The sequence below is a fragment of the Pseudomonas salomonii genome, assembly GCF_900107155.1.
GTDB lineage: Bacteria > Pseudomonadota > Gammaproteobacteria > Pseudomonadales > Pseudomonadaceae > Aquipseudomonas > Aquipseudomonas salomonii.
On record NZ_FNOX01000001.1, the window covers coordinates 82,213 to 101,185 of the forward strand.

The window sequence follows — 18,973 nt, forward strand, 5'->3', positions numbered from 1 at the left end:
TCTCATCATAGGTTTGATGCTGTACAAGTCAAATTATTTGTATAAGTTTTTTCAGCGCCCGCTATTTCCAGCCCATGTGCCAGTCTTCGGCATTTTGCAGGGTTTGCCACGGGAGGCGTTCGGCGCGGCGGGTCATGACCGCTTGCAGTTCGATTTCGAGCACGGTGCCTTCGTCATCACGAAACAACTCGGTGACCAAAAAGTGTTTTTCCTTGTTGCGCGGGCGTGCTGCTGTCCACTTCGACAACAGCAATTTCGTCGGGTTGAGACGGTTCATTGCAGGTGTTCGATCAGGCGGCGTGCGGCTTCCTGGCCGCTGAGCCACGCGCCTTCGACCCGCCCGGACAGGCACCAGTCACCACACACGTACAAGCCCAGGTCGGCGTCGGCCAACACACCGAATTCATGCCGCTCCGACGGCCTGGCGTAGAGCCAGCGATGGGCCAGGCTGAAGGACGGCGCGGGCATGGCGCTGTGCAGCAGTTCGGCGAAGGCGCCGTGCAGGTGTTCGATCACTGCCTCTTTGGGCAGGTCGAGGTTGGCCTTGCTCCAGGCGCTGGTGGCGTGCAGCACCCAGGTGTCGAGGGTGGCGTCGCGCCCGGGTTTGCTCCGGTTGCGCGCCAGCCAGTCGAGCGGGCTGTCTTGCACAAAGCAGCCTTGCATCGGCGTATCCAGCGGCGTGTCGAAGGCGAGGGCGACGGCCCAGGTCGGGTCCATTTTCACCCCGGCGGCGGCGCTTGCAAGCTTGGGCGCGGCAGCCAGCAGGGCGGTGGCCTGGGGCGCCGGCGTGGCAATCACCACGTGGCTGAACGGGCCATGATTGCCACCGTCGGCGTCCAGCAGGTTCCAGTGCTGTTTGCCTTGGAACACTTCGGTGATGCGGCAACCGAACTCCACCGGCAAGTCATCAAGCAGCGCGCGGGTAATGGCGCTCATGCGCGGCGTGCCGACCCAGCGGATCTGCTCGTCGGGGGAGGGCGTAAGCTGGCCGGACTTGAAGTTGTACAACTGCGGTTTCCACTGTTCGGCCCAGCCGTTGCTTTGCCAGCGCTGCACTTCGTTGACGAAGCGCCGGTCGCGGGCCGTGAAGTATTGCGCGCCCATGTCCAGGGCACCGGCATCGCTGCGCTTGCTGGACATGCGGCCGCCACTGCCACGGCTTTTATCGAAGAGTTGTACAACGTGCCCCGCGTCTCGTAACGCTCGGGCGGCGGAAAGACCGGCGATGCCGGTGCCGATGATCGCGATGGGAACAGTCATGGGGGGCCTCGTTTTACCTTTGAGTACAGACTACGCCGACACCCATAGCTGTACAATATTGTTTTTTGGTATAAGTTTTGGCGTACCTGTTCTAACGGCGTGACCTATTGTTAAAGGTGAGGGGTTAAGGGTGAGGCTTGAATTGGCCTCTGAAACCAACGTAACGCCCAATTACAAAAGATCCCTGCTTATAAAATAGACTAGCGATGGGCGGCAAACGTTACATGAGGAGAAACCCATGCATATTTTGCTGACCGGCGGTACGGGCTTGATCGGTCGCCAACTCTGCCTGCACTGGCTGGCCCAGGGGCATCGCTTGACGGTGTGGAGCCGTGAGCCGGATACCGTGGCCAAATGGTGCGGTGCCGAGGTGCTCGGTGTTGGCCGCTTGCAGGACGTGATCGGCACGGTGGATGCGGTGGTCAACCTGGCCGGCGCGCCGATTGCCGATCGCCCGTGGACCAAAAAGCGCAAGGCATTGCTGTGGAGCAGCCGCATCAGCCACACCGAGACCTTGCTGGCTTGGATGCAAGGCCTGGCGCAAAAGCCGGCGGTGTTGATTTCCGGTTCTGCAGTGGGCTGGTACGGCGACGGTGGCGAGCGCGAACTGACCGAAGCCAGCGGCCCGGTGCAGGACGATTTCCCCAGCCAGTTGTGCATTGCCTGGGAAGAAACCGCGTTGCGCGCCGAAGCCTTCGGCACCCGCGTGGTGCTGGTGCGCACCGGCCTGGTGTTGTCGGCCAAGGGCGGCTTTTTGTCGCGGCTGCTGCTGCCATTCAAACTGGGGCTGGGCGGGCCGATCGGCAATGGTCGGCAGTGGATGCCGTGGGTCCATATCAAAGATCAAATCGCCCTGATTGATTTTCTTCTGCACAACGGCGATGCCAGCGGTCCTTATAATGCCTGCGCGCCACACCCGGTACGTAATCGCGAGTTCGCCAAAACCCTGGGCCAGGTGCTGCACCGCCCGGCGTTCATGCCGATGCCCGCGTTTGCCTTGAAGGTCGGCCTGGGCGAGTTGTCCGGGCTGCTGTTGGGCGGGCAGAAAGCCGTTCCCGAACGGTTGCTGGCCGCCGGCTTCACTTTTCAGTTCACTGAGTTGCACGCGGCCCTGGAAGATTTATCCAGCCGCCTCTAGCCATAGGATGTTGCATGACGGATCACGCGTTGTTACTGGTCAATCTGGGTTCACCGGCATCCACTTCGGTGGCCGATGTGCGCAGCTACCTTAATCAGTTCCTGATGGACCCTTACGTGATCGACCTGCCGTGGCCGGTGCGGCGCTTGCTGGTGTCGCTGATCCTGATCAAGCGCCCTGAGCAATCGGCGCATGCCTACGCCTCGATCTGGTGGGAAGAAGGTTCGCCGCTTGTGGTCCTGAGCCGTCGCTTGCAAGCGCAAATGACCCAGCAGTGGACCCACGGCCCGGTGGAGTTGGCGATGCGCTACGGCGAGCCGTCGCTTGAAACCACCCTCACGCGCCTCGCGGCTCAAGGCATTCAAAAAGTCACCCTGGCGCCGTTGTATCCGCAGTTCGCTGACAGCACCGTGACCACGGTGATCGAAGAAGCCAAGCGTGTGGTCCGCGACAAGAAGCTCAATGTGCAGTTTTCTATCTTGCAGCCGTTCTACGATCAGCCGGAATACCTCGACGCCTTGGTCGCCAGCGCCCGGCCGTACGTGGCGCAGGCATTCGATCACTTGTTGCTGAGCTTCCATGGATTGCCTGAGCGCCATCTGAAAAAACTCGACCCCACAGGCCAGCATTGCTTCAAGGATGCTGACTGCTGCAAGAACGCTTCGCCCGAGGTGCTCGCCACCTGCTACCGCGCCCAGTGCTTCAGCGTGGCGCGCGACTTTGCCGCGCGCATGGGATTGCCGGAGGGCAAGTGGTCGGTGGCGTTCCAGTCACGGCTGGGCCGCGCCAAGTGGATCGAACCCTACACCGAAGCCCGCCTGGAAGCCTTGGCCGGGCAAGGCGTGAAAAAGCTGCTGGTGATGTGCCCGGCGTTTGTCGCCGACTGCATCGAGACCCTGGAGGAAATTGGCGATCGCGGTCTGGAGCAGTTCCGCGAGGCAGGGGGCGAGGAGTTGGTGCTGGTGCCGTGCTTGAACGATGACCCGCAGTGGGCGGTGGCGCTTAATACGCTGTGCGAGCGGGCGCCGTTGTCACTCTAATCAAGCCAAACACAGGCTAAATGTGGGAGCGGGCTTGCTCGCGAATGTGGTGGATCAGTCAATACATCCGGTGACTGACACTCCGCCTTCGCGAGCAAGCCCGCTCCCACATTGATGGTGCCAACTTTGAGTTTCGGTGTTTACTCGTGGTGCGGTTCGCCGAGGAAGGTCAGCGAAGTGAACAGCCCTCGGGTGGCTACGTCAGCGTTGTCCTTGAGCGCAATCTCCACCTGTGCGGCAATCACATTCAACCCTTCATTACGTACCAGCACCTGGGCGCGGCCATCCTTGTCGGTCTCCGTGCTCACGGTGTTCGGCGCATTGCGATAATCACCTACCAGCTTGATACCCGCCGCAGGCTTGCCGTCCAGCAGCACCCGCACCGGCAACGATTTGCCTGGCCCTACGGTCAGCGGGTCGACTTCCGGCAGGATCAGCAGCTTGATCTGGTCCAGCTTGGGCAGTTTCGCCCCCGGCTGGTAAATCGCCAGGCTGTATTTGAAGGTCTGGGTCGATTGAATCGCCCCCGGCACTTGGCTGCGGCCCTGGTTGACCCACTTTTTGTCTGGCGTCTGCGACCACATGCCGTTGTCCAGGGCCACGGCCATCACGGCCGGTGATTTGAGCGGCTTGAGGCGTGCGTGGTCGGGCAGGCGCTCTACGGTCACCGGGATCATCTTGCCGCCCGCGTCATACGCCCAGGCACCGCTGATTTTCTGTGCCTTGAACGCGTTGTCCTCGGCACCGTGGCCGTAGATCACTTCGATATTGCCGCGCCGCTGTTCGGTCCACAGGCCGTGGGCCGAGACTTGGGTGGCAAACAGCAGGCCGATGACGGCCAGGGATTTGAAGGCTTGCATGTTGACGTCCTGTTACAGGTTGAGGGTCAGGCTGACGGTGAAGTTGCGCGGCTCACCGGGCATCACCCAGTAATTGCTGTAGGAGCGCTCGTAGTATTTTTCGTCAAATAAGTTATTGAGGTTCAAGCCCACGGTGACCTTGTCACTGGCCTTGTAATGGGCCAGCAGGTCGACGGTGTGATACGCCGGCAGCTCGAAGCTGCCGCCGGCCTCGCCGGAGCGATCGCCGACGTAGGTAAACGCCGCGCCCAGGTCTGAGCCGCGCAGTGCGCCGTCCTGAAACTCATACACGCCCAGCAGGCTGCCGCTGCGTTTGGCCACGCCGAGAATCCGGCTGCCGGCGGGAATGGTTTTGTCGCCTTTGGTCACTTCGGCGTCGATGTAGGCAAAGGCGCCGATCACGCGTATCGCGTCCGTCAGTTGCCCGGTCAGTTGCAGGTCAAAACCCTGGCTGCGCGCCTTGCCCATGGCGCGGTTGGTGTCGGTGGACGGGTCCAGCGCCAGCACGTTTTCTTTGTCGATATGGAAGGCGGCCAGGGTGGTGCTCAGGCGGTCGTCGAACAGCTCGCTCTTGATGCCCACTTCATAGCCCACGCCTTCTTCCGGCTTGAAGGATTTGCCGCCGGCGTCCAGGCCATTGTTGGGCTTGAACGAGGTGGAGGCGTTGGCAAACACACCGATTTGCGGCGTCAGTTGGTAGAGCAAGCCGGCGCGCTGGGTGAGGGCGTCGTGAGTCTGACGGCTCTTGGCGTGGTTGCGGGTGAAGTCGTCGGTGCTTTGCTCGAAATGCTCAAAGCGTGCGCCGACCATGCCACGCAGGCGGTCGGTGAAGATGATCTGGTCTTGCAGGTTCAACGCCTGGCTTTTCACCTGCTCATAGAAGTCGGTGCCGGAACGTGCGCCGCTAGGTTTGGGCTGACCGTAGACGGGTGTGTAGATGTCGATAGGGTAGAGGCTGCCGCCGATCGCGGTGACGCGCTCCTTCTTGCGATAGTCCTCGTATTCGGTGCCGATCAGCAACTCATGCTGCCAACTGCCGATATCGAACAGGCCGCGCAGTTCAAGCTGGGTGATGCTGTCGTGCCAACCCGTGGAGCGTTCGCGGTAACGGCGATTGACCGTATGGCCGTCGGCATTCAGTGCGCGGCTTTCCGAAGCATCGCCCCACAGGCTGCCTTGTTTATAGTGGCTGGCCAGGCGCAGTTGCCAGGCGTCGTTGAGGTGATGTTCCAGGGCCGCTTGCAGGCGGTTGTTGTGGTTGCGGATGTCGCCATCGTTGGGTTCGCCCAGGAAGGTCGAGCGGGACATGCCGTGCGGCGCGACGATGCCACGGTCGAAGGTGGAGCTGTGGCGCACAAATTCGCTTTCTACCAACAGGCGAGTGTCCGGGTCCAATTGCCAGCTGAAAGACGGTGCGACGAACACGCGCTGGGCGTCGACGTGATCGCGGAAGCTGTGGTTGTCTTCCACTGCGAGGTTGACCCGCGACAGCACGCGGCCTTCGTCATCCAGCGGGGTGTTCACATCCAGCGCAGTGCGGTAGCGGTCCCAACTGCCGGCGCTGGTTTGCACGGTGGTGAAGGCTTCGGGCTGCGGCTTCTTGGTGACAATGTTCACGGTGCCGCCCGGATCACCACGCCCATAGAGGCTGGCGGCAGGGCCTTTGAGCACTTCGATGCGCTCGATATTGGCCGCGTCCGGTGTGCTCGGGTAGCCACGGTTGGCGCTGAAACCGTCCTGGTAAAACTCCGACGTGGTGAAGCCGCGCACGCTGTATTCGTAAAGCGTAAGGCCGCCGAAGTTGTTCTGTTTGGACACGCCGCCGGCAAATTCCAGGGCGCGCTCCACGTTGGTACTGCCCAGGTCTTTGAGCACCGAGGCAGGAATTACGCTGATCGATTGTGGGATGTCGCGCAGGGCCGTGTCCGTTTTGGTCGCACTGGCGGAGCGGGTGGCGCGGTAGCCCGTGACCGGGCCGGTGGCGGATTCATAGGCATCGCTGGTGACGCTGATGGTGTCCAGTTCGACGCTGTTGTTTTCGGCGTAGGCGGGGTCGAGCAACAAGCCCATGGCCAGGCCAGCCAGGGGGGCAAATCTTCGAGACGGCATGATAGAGCGTTCCAATAGCGATATTGAAACAATATAACATGACTAATGAGAATGGATTTCTTTCGAAACATTAGGTTACAGGAGCTCGCGCACGGGCTCCCACAGCCGTTATTCCTCTTCTTTGACCGGCGCCGGCGGTGGCCGCAGGCCGATTTCCGCCACCAGCTTGAGCTCTTTGCCGTTGCGCATCACCTGGATGACCACCTTGTCGGTCGGCTTGATCCGCGCCACCTGGTTCATCGATTTGCGGCCATCACCGGCAGGTTCGCCGTCGATGCTCAGGATCACATCGCCCAACTGCAGGCCGGCTTTTTGCGCCGGGCCATCGCGGAAAATCCCGGCGACCACGATGCCTGGGCGACCGGTCAGGCCGAACGACTCGGCCAGTTCCTTGGTCAACGGCTGTACTTCAATGCCCATCCAGCCGCGAATCACCTGACCGTGTTCAATGATCGCCTTCATCACCTCCATCGCCAGCTTCACCGGGATCGCAAAGCCGATACCCTGGGAGCCGCCGGACTTGGAGAAGATCGCGGTGTTGATGCCGGTCAGGTTGCCATTGGCATCCACCAGCGCGCCGCCTGAGTTGCCGGGGTTGATGGCCGCGTCGGTCTGGATAAAGTCTTCGTAGCTGTTAAGCCCCAACTGGTTGCGCCCGGTGGCGCTGATAATGCCCATGGTCACGGTCTGGCCAACCCCGAAAGGGTTGCCGATGGCCAGTGCCACGTCGCCCACGCGCAGCCCTTCGGAGCGGCCGATGGTGATGGAGGGCAGGCTTTTCAAATCGATCTTGAGTACGGCGAGGTCGGTTTCCGGGTCACTGCCGACCACACGGGCCAGGGTTTCACGGCCGTCGCGCAGGGCCACGACAATCTGGTCGGCGCCCGTGGTCACGTGGTTGTTGGTGAGGATGTAGCCTTCCGGGCTCATGATCACACCCGAACCCAGGCTCGACTCCATGCGGCGTTGCTTGGGGCCGTTGTCGCCGAAATAGCGGCGAAATTGCGGGTCTTCAAACAGCGGGTGCGCCGGTTTGTTGATGACTTTGGTGGTGTACAGGTTGACCACGGCGGGCGCGGCGATGACCACGGCGTCTGCGTAGGTGACCGGGCCTTGCACCACGGAGCTGGTTTGCGGGGCCTGTTGCAGGTTCACATCAAGGCTGGGTAAGCCCACCCATTGGGGATAACGCTGAATAATCAGCATCGCGATCAGCACGCCAGCCAACAATGGCCATCCAAAAAAACGCAGTGCCTTGAGCATCAAGTAAGTCCTGACAGGTTGCAGGGGGCGGGAGAGCGCCCATAATGTCGCGCATTATACGAGGCTGCGAGCGCCTCGGAACGGGATATTTAGGAGTCTTTTATGGCTGTCCCCCTTAGCACCCTGGTCGAGGAAGCTGACCGCTACCTTGGCAGCGCAAAAATTGCCGATTATTGCCCCAATGGCCTGCAGGTCGAGGGGCGCCCGCAGGTGATGCGCATCGTCAGCGGCGTCACGGCCAGCCAGGCGTTGCTGGATGCAGCGGTTGAAGCCCAGGCCGACCTGGTGCTGGTGCACCACGGTTATTTCTGGAAGGGCGAAAACCCCTGCATCACCGGCATGAAGCAGCGGCGCCTGAAAACCCTGCTCAATCACGACATCAGCCTGCTGGCCTACCACCTGCCGCTGGACCTGCACCCGGATGTGGGCAACAACGTGCAACTCGCCCGTCAGTTGGACATCACCGTCGAAGGCCCGCTGGACCCGAACAACCCGAAGATCGTCGGCCTGGTCGGCTCCCTCGCCGAACCCTTGTCGCCGCGTGATTTCGCCCGCCGCGTGCAGGACGTGATGGGGCGCGAGCCGCTGTTGATCGAAGGCAGCGAGATGATCCGCCGGGTGGGTTGGTGCACCGGCGGCGGGCAAGGTTACATCGACGATGCGATTGCCGCCGGCGTCGACCTGTACTTGAGTGGCGAAGCGTCCGAGCAAACCTTCCACAGCGCGCGGGAAAACGACATCAGCTTCATTGCTGCCGGGCACCACGCCACCGAGCGGTATGGCGTGCAGGCGTTGGGTGACTATCTGGCACGGCGTTTCGCGCTGGAGCATCTGTTCATCGATTGCCCGAACCCAATCTAATGTGGGAGCTGGCTTGAACCAGTTCCACCCCAAACTGTGGGGCATATTCATATACCGTTTCGATCTAGCTGGCTCCCTGAATAGAAGAAGGTGCTGTGCTAGCATGCCCCGCTCGAACACGGCCCGCTGGCCGTCCATAAGATCGTTTTTCCGTGAGTAACCATGGTCGACAAACTGACGCATCTGAAACAGCTGGAGGCGGAAAGCATCCACATCATCCGCGAGGTCGCCGCCGAGTTCGACAACCCGGTGATGCTCTACTCGATCGGTAAAGACTCCGCCGTGATGCTGCATCTGGCGCGCAAGGCCTTCTTCCCGGGCAAATTGCCGTTCCCGGTGATGCACGTCGACACCCGCTGGAAATTCCAGGAGATGTACAAGTTCCGCGACAAAATGGTCGAAGAGCTGGGCCTGGACCTGATCACCCACATCAACCCCGATGGCGTGGCGCAGAACATCAACCCGTTCACCCACGGCAGCGCCAAGCACACCGACATCATGAAGACCGAAGGCCTCAAGCAGGCCTTGGACAAGCATGGTTTCGACGCAGCCTTCGGTGGTGCCCGTCGCGATGAAGAGAAATCCCGCGCCAAAGAGCGCGTGTACTCGTTCCGCGACAGCAAACACCGCTGGGACCCGAAGAACCAGCGCCCGGAGCTGTGGAACGTCTACAACGGCAACGTCAACAAGGGTGAGTCGATCCGTGTGTTCCCGCTGTCCAACTGGACCGAGCTGGACATCTGGCAGTACATCTACCTTGAAGGCATCCCGATTGTGCCGCTGTACTTCGCCGCCGAACGCGATGTGATCGAGAAGAACGGCACGTTGATCATGATCGACGACGACCGCATCCTCGAGCACTTGTCCGACGAAGACAAAGCCCGAATCGTCAAAAAGAAAGTACGTTTCCGTACCCTTGGCTGCTACCCGTTGACGGGCGCGGTGGAGTCCGAAGCCGAGACGCTGACGGACATCATTCAGGAAATGCTCCTGACGCGAACTTCCGAGCGCCAGGGCCGGGTCATCGACCACGATGGCGCAGGCTCCATGGAAGATAAAAAACGTCAAGGCTATTTCTAAGGGGCTGTCATGTCGCACGTATCTGATTTGATCAGCGAGGACATCCTCGCCTACCTGGGCCAGCACGAGCGCAAAGAGATGTTGCGCTTCCTGACCTGCGGCAACGTCGACGACGGCAAGAGCACCCTGATCGGGCGCCTGCTGCACGACTCCAAGATGATCTACGAAGATCACCTGGAAGCCATTACCCGTGATTCGAAAAAATCCGGCACCACCGGCGATGATATCGACCTGGCCTTGCTGGTCGACGGCCTGCAGGCCGAGCGTGAGCAGGGCATCACCATCGATGTTGCCTACCGCTACTTCTCCACCGCCAAGCGCAAATTCATCATCGCCGACACCCCCGGCCATGAGCAGTACACCCGCAACATGGCCACCGGTGCGTCCACCTGTGACCTGGCGATCATTCTGATCGACGCCCGCTACGGCGTGCAGACCCAGACCCGCCGCCACAGCTATATCGCCTCGTTGCTGGGCATCAAGCACATCGTGATTGCCGTCAACAAGATGGACATCAATGGCTTCGACCAAAGCGTATTCGAGTCGATCAAGGCCGATTACCTGAAGTTCGCCGAAGGCATTGCGTTCAAACCGAGCACCATGGCGTTCGTGCCGATGTCGGCGCTCAAGGGCGACAACGTGGTGAACAAGAGCGAGCGTTCGCCCTGGTACACCGGCCAGTCGCTGATGGAGATTCTCGAAACCGTCGAGATCGCCAACGACCGCAACTACACCGACCTGCGTTTCCCGGTGCAGTACGTCAACCGTCCTAACCTGAACTTCCGTGGTTTCGCCGGCACCCTGGCCAGCGGCATCGTGCACAAGGGCGATGAAGTGGTGGTGTTGCCGTCGGGCAAGAGCAGCCGCGTCAAATCCATCGTCACCTTCGAAGGTGAGCTGGAACACGCAGGCCCAGGCCAGGCCGTGACCCTGACCATGGAAGACGAGATCGACATCTCCCGTGGCGACCTGCTGGTGCATGCCGACAACGTGCCGCAAGTCACCGACGCTTTCGACGCCATGCTGGTGTGGATGGCCGAAGAGCCGATGCTGCCGGGCAAGAAATACGACATCAAGCGCGCCACCAGCTACGTGCCGGGTTCGATCACCAGCATCGTGCACCGCGTGGACGTGAACACCCTGGCCGAAGGCCCGGCAAGTTCGCTGCAACTGAACGAGATTGGCCGGGTCAAGGTCAGCCTCGACGCCGCCATTGCGTTGGATGGCTATGACAGCAACCGCACCACCGGTGCGTTTATCGTCATCGACCGTTTGACCAACGGCACCGTGGCTGCGGGCATGATCATCGCGCCGCCGGTGGGCCATGGTGGCACTGCGCAACACGGCAACCTCGCCCATGTAGCCACCGAAGAACGCGCCCTGCGCTTCGGCCAGCAACCGGCCACCGTGTTGTTCAGCGGCCTGTCCGGCGCCGGCAAAAGCACCTTGGCCTATGCAGTTGAGCGCAAGCTGTTCGACATGGGCCGTGCGGTGTTCGTACTGGATGGCCAGAACCTGCGCCACGACCTGAACAAGGGCTTGCCGCAGGACCGCGCCGGGCGTACTGAAAACTGGCGCCGTGCTGCTCACGTGGCGCGTCAGTTCAACGAAGCGGGGCTGTTGACCCTGGCCGCGTTTGTGGCGCCGGATGCCGAAGGCCGTGAACAGGCCAAGTCGTTGATCGGCAGCGACCGCTTGCTCACCGTTTACGTGCAAGCCTCGCCGCTGGTGTGCGCCGAACGTGATCCGCAGGGCCTGTACGCAGCGGGTGGGGATAACATCCCTGGCGAGTCTTTCCCGTACGACGTGCCGTTGAATGCCGACTTGGTGATCGACACCCAGGCCACGTCGCTGGAAGACAGCGTCAAGCAAGTGCTGGAGCTGTTGCGTCAGCGCGGCGCGATCTAAACCTCGCCGCCGCAAAAAAGCCCGCTACCGATGATTCGGTGGCGGGCTTTTTCATGGACTCTTGAAACTACTCGGTCAAATGTGCGAGCGGGCTTGCTCGCGAAAGCGGAGTGTCAGTCAATACATGTGTGGCTGAACCACCGTATTCGCGAGCAAGCCCGCTTCCACATTTTGATCACTTGTTATCCGGGAAGTCTGTGTGCAGTTTGGCCAGCAGTTGGTCTTTGTCTTCCCACAGCTGGTTAATCCACCCCTGGAACGCCAACCGATACTCCCCATCCTGCTCATAATTCTTGCCGATAAACCCGGCCGGAATCTGCACTTCTTCAAAGTGCACCACCACGTCCTTCACATTCCCGCACAACAAATCCCAATACCCTGGGCGTCCGGCCGGGTAGTGGATGGTCACGTTCACCAATGACTTGAGCTGCTCGCCCATGGCATCCAGCACAAACGCAATGCCACCGGCCTTGGGCTTGAGCAGGTAACGGAACGGCGATTTCTGTTGTGCATGCTTGCCTGGCGTAAACCGCGTGCCCTCGGCAAAGTTGAAAATACCCACAGGGTTGTCGCGAAACTTCGCACAGGTCTTGCGCGTGGTTTCCAGGTCCTTGCCTTTCTTCTCCGGGTGCTTCTCCAGGTACGCCTTGGTGTAGCGCTTCATGAACGGGAAGCCCAGCGCCCACCAGGCCAGGCCGATCACCGGCACCCAGATCAGTTCTTGTTTGAGGAAGAACTTCAGCGGGCGAATGCGCCGGTTGAGTACGTATTGCAGCACCATGATGTCGACCCAGCTCTGGTGGTTGCTGGTCACCAGATACGAGTGCTGGTAGTCCAGGCCTTCAAGGCCCTTCAGGTGCCAGCGCGTGCGCCGCACCAGGTTCATCCAGCCCTTGTTATTCGTCACCCAGGCTTCATGAGTGTGGTTCATCAGCCATTCGCTGAAGCGTTTGGCAAATGGCAGCGCCTTGAACAGCGCGACGATAAACAGGAACGAACACAGGAGGATCGTGTTCAGCGCCAACAACAAGGACGCGATGACCCCGCGCACGGCGGCAGGTAGAAAATCCAGCATTTAGATATCCATAGGTCGGTTGGCGGCTTGGATCGCCGTCAGGGCGATGGTGTACACGATGTCGTCCACTTGTGCGCCGCGCGGCAGGTCGTTCACTGGTTTGCGCAGGCCTTGCAGCATTGGCCCCAGGCTCACGCAATCGGCGCTGCGTTGCACGGCCTTGTGCGTGGTGTTGCCGGTGTTCAGGTCCGGGAACACAAACACCGTGGCCTTGCCGGCGACCTGGCTGTTGGGCGCCAACTGCCTTGCCACGGTTTCATTGGCGGCGGCATCGTACTGCAATGGGCCGTCGATCAGCAGCGAGCTTTGCTGTTCGTGGGCGAGCAGGGTGGCTTCGCGGACTTTTTCGACTTCTTCGCCGCTGGCCGAATCACCGCTGGAATAGCTGATCATCGCCACCCGTGGCGTAATGCCGAACGCGGCGGCGGAGTCGGCACTTTGCAGGGCGATTTCCGCCAGCTCCACGGCGCTGGGGTGCGGATTCATCACGCAGTCGCCGTATACCAGCACCTGCTCGGGGAACAGCATGAAGAACACCGACGACACCAAGGTGCAGCCCGGCGCCGTTTTGATCAGCTGCAGGGCAGGGCGGATAGTGTTGGCGGTGGAGTGGATCACCCCGGAGACCAGGCCGTCCACTTCGTCCAGTGCGAGCATCATGGTGGCGATCACCACCGTGTCTTCCAATTGTTGCTCGGCCATCGGCGCGTTGAGGCTCTTGCTCTTGCGCAGCGCGACCATTGGCTCGACGTAGCGTTGGCGAATCAGGTCCGGGTCGAGAATCTCCAGGCCTTCGGGCAGTTCGATGCCGTGGGCGCGGGCGACGGCTTCCACATCGGCAGGTTTGGCCAGTAGCACGCAGCGCGCAATGCCCCGGGCCTGGCAGATAGCGGCGGCCTGCACGGTCAACGGCTCGCTGCCTTCGGGCAACACGATGCGCTTGTTGGCGGCCTGGGCGCGCTGGATCAACTGATAGCGAAACACCGCCGGCGACAGGCGCATTTCCCGTGGCGTGCCGCAGCGTTGGTGCAGCCAGCGCGCATCGAGGTGGCTGGCGACGAAATCGGTGATGATCTCCGCACGCTCGCGGTCATCGATCGGGATTTCCTTGTTCAGGCTATTGAGCTGGTTCGCCGTGTCGTAGGAACCGGTACTTACCGACAACACCGGCAGCCCGGCCTGGAAGGCGCCACGGCACAAATCCATGATGCGCGGGTCGGGCAGGGTGTCGCTGGTCAGCAACAAACCGGCCAGGGGCACGCCGTTGATTGCGGCCAGGCTGACGGCGAGGATGATGTCGTCACGGTCGCCCGGCGTTACCACCAGCACGCCCGGCTTGAGCAGCTCCACGGTATTACGCATGGTGCGCGCGCAAATGATGATCTTGGTCATGCGCCGGGTTTCGTAGTCGCCGGCGTTGAGGATCTGCGCGCCCATCAGGTCGGCCACGTCGCGGGTGCGCGGGGCGTTGAGTTCGGGCTGGTAAGGGATGCAGCCGAGCAGGCGGAAATCGCCGCTGCGCAGCAGGGGCGAGTGCTCCTTGAGGCGCGCCGAGAAGGCTTCCATGCTTTCGTCGGTGCGCACTTTGTTGAGGATCACGCCCAGCACTTTCGGGTCTTTGGGGCCGCCGAACAGTTGGGCCTGCAATTCCACACGGCCCGAGAGCTCGGTGAGCACTTCGTTCTCCGGCGCCGACACCAGGATCACTTCGGCGTCCAGGCTCTTGGCCAGGTGCAGGTTGACCCGCGCCGCATAGCTGGCGCTGCGGGTCGGCACCATGCCTTCGACGATCAGCACGTCCTTGCCTACGGCGGCCTGCTGGTACAGGGTGATGATTTCTTCGAGCAACTCGTCGAGCTGGCCGTCGCCGAGCATGCGCTCCACATGGGCCAGGCCCAAGGGGTGTGGTGGCTTCAGGCCGTGGGTGCGCGCCACCAGTTCGGTGGAGCGCTCGGGGCCGGTGTCGCCCGGATGTGGCTGGGCAATCGGTTTGAAGAAGCCGACTTTCAGCCCGGCCCGCTCAAGGGTACGCACCAGCCCAAGGCTGATGGAGGTCAGACCCACACCAAAATCGGTGGGCGCGATAAAAAAAGTCTGCATGCGAATTCTCTGGAGGTGCATGGCTTCGGTGGCGCTCTATGGCTGAGCGCCTACCGGGAATCAGGCACCAAGGTTATCGTTATTCAGGCGCTTGCGCACACCAGCCGCACGTAAAGGGTTGGCCTATTTTTTCAAGGCGTTGCGCAGCATCCAGTACCCAGGCGCGCGACTGCCATGGCGGCTGGTGGCGCAGGTGCTGGGTGTGGCCGCAGGACAGCTCGGCCACCCAGTGGCCGTCGCCGTCCTGGTGGAAGCCGAGGATGAAGGATGCCGTTGATCGGCTCCGTCTGTCCGGGTTCTGTTCGCTTTCGGGCAAATCCTTGTTTAGACTTGTCCGTTCTTCATTCTTATGCAAAAGGTCTCGCCCCATGACGATCGCCGCTAACAAGGCTGTCTCCATCGACTATACCCTGACCAACGACGCTGGTGAGGTCATCGACAGCTCCGCCGGCGGCGCGCCGCTGGTCTACCTGCAAGGCGCAGGTAACATCATCCCGGGCCTGGAGAAGGCTCTGGAAGGCAAAAGCGTCGGTGACGAACTGACTGTCGCCGTAGAACCTGAAGATGCCTACGGCGAATACTCCGCCGAACTGGTCAGCACCCTGAGCCGCAGCATGTTCGAAGGTGTTGATGAGCTGGAAGTGGGCATGCAGTTCCACGCATCCGCCCCGGACGGCCAGATGCAGATCGTCACCATCCGTGATCTGGACGGCGACGACGTGACTGTCGACGGCAACCACCCTCTGGCTGGCCAGCGCCTGAACTTCCAAGTGAAGATCGTTGCCATCCGCGACGCATCCCAGGAAGAAGTGGCCCACGGCCACGTCCACGGTGAAGGCGGTCACCACCATTGATTGTGGTTTGATCAATAGGTAGCAAAAACGCCCCGACTGGTTCGGGGCGTTTTTTTTTTGCGCCTGAAAATACACCGCAGTTCAGGTGTGGGAGCGGGCTTGCCCGCGATGAGGGCGTGTCAGCCACCCTGTTCACCACTGACCCAGCGCGATCGCGGGCAAGCCCGCTCCCACATGTTGATCAGTGTGCACCCCTCGTTATTGAGCACAAACAAAAATGCCCCGGACCTTTCGGTACGGGGCATTTCTTAACTGTTACGCAACCTGAGTTACGTGGCAGTTGTTACCACTTAGGCTGCTGCAGCGACGTTCAGAGCCTTGATGTGGCCATTCAGGCGGCTCTTATGACGAGCGGCTTTGTTCTTGTGGATGATGCCTTTATCGGCCATACGGTCGATAACAGGCACAGCCAGAACGTAAGCAGCTTGAGCTTTTTCAGCGTCTTTGGTGTCGATGGCTTTAACTACATTCTTGATGTAGGTACGAACCATGGAACGCAGGCTGGCGTTGTGGCTGCGACGCTTCTCAGCCTGTTTTGCACGTTTTTTGGCGGAAGGTGTGTTGGCCACCGTCGAGCTCCTCGAAAGACTTTTTAGGAAATAGCAAACAAAATAGGCCGCGAATCATGCCGATGACTTGATGGGTTGTCAAGGGCGGCTGATGCGAACTGCTGAGTGGTCGATCTGAAGAGGCGGGTGATTTATTTCCGGCGCTTGACCTGTAAACTCGCGAGCTTTGGCTCTGTGCTGTTGCAGGCGCGCAGTATCGCATAAGTGGGCGCTTTGTTCGCCTGCTCTTTATCTAAAGGCGCAAACTCTTTCAATGAATCTGCTCAAATCGTTGGCTGCCGTCAGCTCTATCACAATGATCTCCCGGGTTTTGGGGTTTGTGCGTGACACCCTGCTGGCACGCATTTTCGGCGCCAGCATGGCCACGGATGCCTTCTTTATTGCCTTTAAACTGCCCAACCTGCTGCGGCGGATCTTCGCCGAGGGCGCATTTTCCCAGGCGTTCGTGCCGATCCTGGCCGAATACAAAACCCAGCAGGGCGAAGAAGCGACCCGTACCTTTATTGCCTATGTCTCGGGCCTGCTGACCCTGGTACTGATGCTGGTAACCCTCGTCGGCATGCTCGGCGCGCCCTGGGTGATCTGGGCCACGGCGCCGGGTTTTGCCAATACCCCGGAAAAATTCGCGCTGACCACTGACCTGCTGCGCGTGACCTTTCCTTATATATTGCTGATCTCGCTGTCATCCCTGGCCGGGGCGATCCTCAATACCTGGAACCGTTTCTCGGTACCGGCCTTCGTGCCGACATTGCTGAACGTCAGCATGATTATTTTTGCGCTGTTCCTGACGCCGTACTTCGATCCACCGGTCATGGCCCTGGGCTGGGCGGTGCTGGCCGGCGGCCTGGCGCAGCTGCTGTACCAACTGCCGCACCTGAAAAAAATCGGCATGCTGGTGCTGCCGCGCCTGAACCTCAAGGACACCGGCGTATGGCGCGTGATGCGCAATATGTTGCCGGCGATCCTGGGTGTGTCGGTGAGCCAGATTTCCCTGATCATCAACACCGCGTTCGCATCCTTGCTGGTGTCCGGTTCGGTCTCCTGGATGTACTACGCCGATCGCTTGATGGAGTTGCCGTCCGGCGTACTGGGTGTGGCCTTGGGCACAATCTTGCTGCCGACGCTGTCGCGCACCTATGCCAGCAAGGACCGCCAGGAGTACTCGCGCATCCTCGACTGGGGCCTGCGCCTGTGCTTTATGCTGGTGTTGCCGTGTTCCCTGGCCCTGGGCATTCTGGCTGAGCCGTTGACCGTGTCGTTGTTCCAATACGGCCAGTTCAGCGCGTTTGACGCATCAATGACCCAGCGCGCGCTGGTCGCCTACTCCGTCGGCCTGCTCGGCATTATCGTGATCAAAGTGCTGGCGCCGGGCTTCTACGCCCAGCAAAACATCCGCACGCCGGTCAAGATCGCAATCTTCACCTTGATCGTCACGCAACTGCTCAACCTGGTGTTTATCGGCCCGTTGGCCCATGCCGGCCTGGCCCTGGCCATCAGCGCGGGTGCCTGCATCAACGCAGGGCTGCTGTTTTATCAACTGCGCAAGCAGCAGATGTATCAGCCGCAGCCGGGCTGGGGCCTGTTTGCTCTCAAGCTGCTGGTGGCGGTGGCGATGATGTCGGCGGTGTTGTTGGGCCTGATGCGCTTCATGCCCGCCTGGGATCAAGGCCATATGCTTGAACGCTTCATGCGCCTGGGTGTTCTGGTTGTTGCGGGTGTGGTGGTGTACTTCGGGATGTTGCTGCTGCAAGGCTTCCGTCTGCGTGATTTCAATCGAAAGTCGCTTGGCTAGAGACTTTGCCGTGATAAAACGGTTGTTTTATCGATTCGATCCATTTGGCCTGCGCTGTTGCCTGTCGTCCGGGGCTGGGTGTGGTTATAATCGACCACTTTATGAGCAAGAAGCGCGTTATGCAGCTGGTTCGAGGTCTCCACAACCTGCGCCCCGAGCATCGGGGCTGCGTCGCCACTATTGGCAACTTTGACGGTGTTCACCGTGGCCACCAGGCTATCCTGGGTCGGCTGCGTGAACGTGCGGTCGAGTTGGGCGTGCCCAGCTGCGTGGTGATTTTTGAGCCACAGCCGCGGGAATACTTTACTCCCGAGACGGCGCCGGCCCGCTTGGCCCGCCTGCGCGACAAGCTGCAACTGCTGGCTGAAGAGGGCGTTGACCGTGTGCTGTGCCTGGCTTTCAACCAGCGCTTGCAGAGCCTCAGCGCCGCCGAGTTCGTCGACCGCATTCTGGTCGATGGCCTGGGCGTGCAGCACCTGGAGGTCGGCGACGACTTCCGTTTCGGCTGCGACCGCGTCGGCGATTTCGACTTCCTGCAACACGCCGGTGTGAATCAAGGTTTTACCGTCGAAGCCGCGCAAACCGTCGAACTGGACGGCCTGCGCGTGAGCAGTACCCAGGTGCGTAACGCCCTGGCGGCAGCCGACTTCGCCTTGGCCGAGCGTTTGCTCGGTCGCCCGTTCCGCATTGCCGGGCGGGTATTGCACGGCCAGAAGCTGGCGCGCCAACTGGGCACGCCAACCGCCAACGTGCAGCTCAAACGTCGTCGTGTGCCGCTCACCGGGGTTTACCTGGTGAGTGTCGACATCGACGGCCAATCGTGGCCGGGAGTCGCCAACATAGGCGTCAGGCCCACGGTTGCAGGTGATGGCAAGGCCCACCTGGAAGTTCACCTTTTGGATTTTGCCGGTGATTTGTATGACCGGCGTTTAACGGTGGTTTTCCACCAGAAGCTGCGTGAAGAGCAGCGTTTCGCCTCCCTTGAGGCGTTGAAAACGGCGATCAATGCGGATGTCGCCGCCGCCCGTGCACTAGCCGCACCTAGCGCCCATCGCTAACCGAAG

The 18,973-nt window shown here is 60.9% G+C and carries 17 protein-coding genes; 8 read left to right on the forward strand and 9 right to left on the reverse strand.

Features of this window, described 5'->3' with window-relative positions; all coding sequences use genetic code 11:
* Positions 1-61: 61 nt before the first annotated feature.
* Positions 62-277 (reverse strand): TIGR02450 family Trp-rich protein, encoded by a 216-nt coding sequence (locus BLV67_RS00430; RefSeq protein ID WP_065929640.1) that lies wholly within the window; start codon positions 275-277, stop codon positions 62-64.
* Positions 274-1,260: an NAD(P)/FAD-dependent oxidoreductase gene (locus tag BLV67_RS00435; protein ID WP_017137621.1), complete on the reverse strand. Its 987-nt coding sequence runs from the start codon at positions 1,258-1,260 to the stop codon at positions 274-276. The genes BLV67_RS00430 and BLV67_RS00435 overlap by 4 nt, the downstream gene beginning before the upstream one ends.
* Positions 1,261-1,498: 238 nt before the next feature.
* On the opposite strand from BLV67_RS00435, the gene BLV67_RS00440 reads away from it, so the two are divergent.
* Positions 1,499-2,398, forward strand: coding sequence for a TIGR01777 family oxidoreductase (locus BLV67_RS00440; RefSeq protein ID WP_065929639.1), 900 nt, complete (start codon positions 1,499-1,501; stop codon positions 2,396-2,398).
* A gap of 14 nt (positions 2,399-2,412) precedes the next feature.
* The gene (hemH, locus tag BLV67_RS00445) at positions 2,413-3,438 is read left to right on the forward strand and encodes a ferrochelatase (RefSeq protein WP_065929638.1); all 1,026 of its coding nucleotides are present in this window, start codon (positions 2,413-2,415) and stop codon (positions 3,436-3,438) included.
* Between the two features lie 140 nt (positions 3,439-3,578).
* Here hemH and BLV67_RS00450 read toward each other — a convergent pair whose 3' ends face one another.
* The 3 genes from BLV67_RS00450 to algW form a co-directional block, all read right to left on the reverse strand.
* The gene (locus BLV67_RS00450; protein ID WP_065929637.1) at positions 3,579-4,298 is read right to left on the reverse strand and encodes a DUF4198 domain-containing protein; all 720 of its coding nucleotides are present in this window, start codon (positions 4,296-4,298) and stop codon (positions 3,579-3,581) included.
* Between the two features lie 12 nt (positions 4,299-4,310).
* Positions 4,311-6,407 carry a TonB-dependent siderophore receptor gene (locus BLV67_RS00455; RefSeq protein ID WP_069785938.1) on the reverse strand — a complete coding sequence of 699 codons (2,097 nt, stop codon included), beginning with the start codon at positions 6,405-6,407 and terminating at the stop codon, positions 4,311-4,313.
* Between the two features lie 108 nt (positions 6,408-6,515).
* Positions 6,516-7,670, reverse strand: a complete 1,155-nt coding sequence (gene algW, locus BLV67_RS00460; RefSeq protein ID WP_056859113.1) for a Do family serine endopeptidase AlgW — start codon at positions 7,668-7,670, stop codon at positions 6,516-6,518.
* 102 nt (positions 7,671-7,772) lie between these two features.
* Between algW and BLV67_RS00465 the strand changes: the two genes are divergently transcribed.
* The 3 genes from BLV67_RS00465 to cysN all read left to right on the forward strand — a co-directional run bounded on the left by BLV67_RS00465 (position 7,773) and on the right by cysN (position 11,519).
* Positions 7,773-8,531 (forward strand): Nif3-like dinuclear metal center hexameric protein, encoded by a 759-nt coding sequence (locus BLV67_RS00465; protein ID WP_065929635.1) that lies wholly within the window; start codon positions 7,773-7,775, stop codon positions 8,529-8,531.
* A 162-nt stretch (positions 8,532-8,693) separates the two neighbouring features.
* A complete protein-coding gene (gene cysD / locus BLV67_RS00470) occupies positions 8,694-9,611 on the forward strand; it encodes a sulfate adenylyltransferase subunit CysD (protein WP_003171640.1) in 918 nt (305 codons plus the stop codon).
* Between the two features lie 9 nt (positions 9,612-9,620).
* Positions 9,621-11,519, forward strand: coding sequence for a sulfate adenylyltransferase subunit CysN (cysN, locus tag BLV67_RS00475; RefSeq protein WP_065929633.1), 1,899 nt, complete (start codon positions 9,621-9,623; stop codon positions 11,517-11,519).
* Positions 11,520-11,694: 175 nt separating this feature from the next.
* On the opposite strand, the gene BLV67_RS00480 is transcribed toward cysN, so the two are convergent.
* The 3 genes from BLV67_RS00480 to BLV67_RS00490 form a co-directional block, all read right to left on the reverse strand.
* A complete protein-coding gene (locus BLV67_RS00480) occupies positions 11,695-12,594 on the reverse strand; it encodes an acyltransferase (protein WP_065929632.1) in 900 nt (299 codons plus the stop codon).
* Complete coding sequence (gene pta, locus BLV67_RS00485) at positions 12,595-14,694, reverse strand: phosphate acetyltransferase (RefSeq protein WP_065929631.1); 2,100 nt, start codon at positions 14,692-14,694, stop codon at positions 12,595-12,597.
* A 79-nt stretch (positions 14,695-14,773) separates the two neighbouring features.
* Positions 14,774-15,064, reverse strand: a complete 291-nt coding sequence (locus BLV67_RS00490; RefSeq protein WP_341865562.1) for a DUF3565 domain-containing protein — start codon at positions 15,062-15,064, stop codon at positions 14,774-14,776.
* Between BLV67_RS00490 and BLV67_RS00495 the strand changes: the two genes are divergently transcribed.
* Positions 15,063-15,548 (forward strand): FKBP-type peptidyl-prolyl cis-trans isomerase, encoded by a 486-nt coding sequence (locus tag BLV67_RS00495; protein ID WP_027606858.1) that lies wholly within the window; start codon positions 15,063-15,065, stop codon positions 15,546-15,548. The two genes, BLV67_RS00490 and BLV67_RS00495, sit on opposite strands and share 2 nt — an antisense overlap.
* A gap of 290 nt (positions 15,549-15,838) precedes the next feature.
* Here the strand turns inward: BLV67_RS00495 and rpsT are convergent, their stop codons facing one another.
* Positions 15,839-16,117, reverse strand: coding sequence for a 30S ribosomal protein S20 (gene rpsT / locus BLV67_RS00500; protein ID WP_003171647.1), 279 nt, complete (start codon positions 16,115-16,117; stop codon positions 15,839-15,841).
* Between the two features lie 253 nt (positions 16,118-16,370).
* Here rpsT and murJ point away from each other — a divergent pair, with 253 nt between their 5' ends.
* Both murJ and ribF read left to right on the forward strand, forming a co-directional pair.
* A complete protein-coding gene (gene murJ, locus BLV67_RS00510) occupies positions 16,371-17,909 on the forward strand; it encodes a murein biosynthesis integral membrane protein MurJ (protein WP_069785939.1) in 1,539 nt (512 codons plus the stop codon).
* A 119-nt stretch (positions 17,910-18,028) separates the two neighbouring features.
* On the forward strand, positions 18,029-18,967 hold the full coding sequence (gene ribF / locus BLV67_RS00515; RefSeq protein ID WP_016971190.1) for a bifunctional riboflavin kinase/FAD synthetase: 939 nt from the start codon (positions 18,029-18,031) through the stop codon (positions 18,965-18,967).
* Positions 18,968-18,973 lie beyond the last annotated feature (6 nt).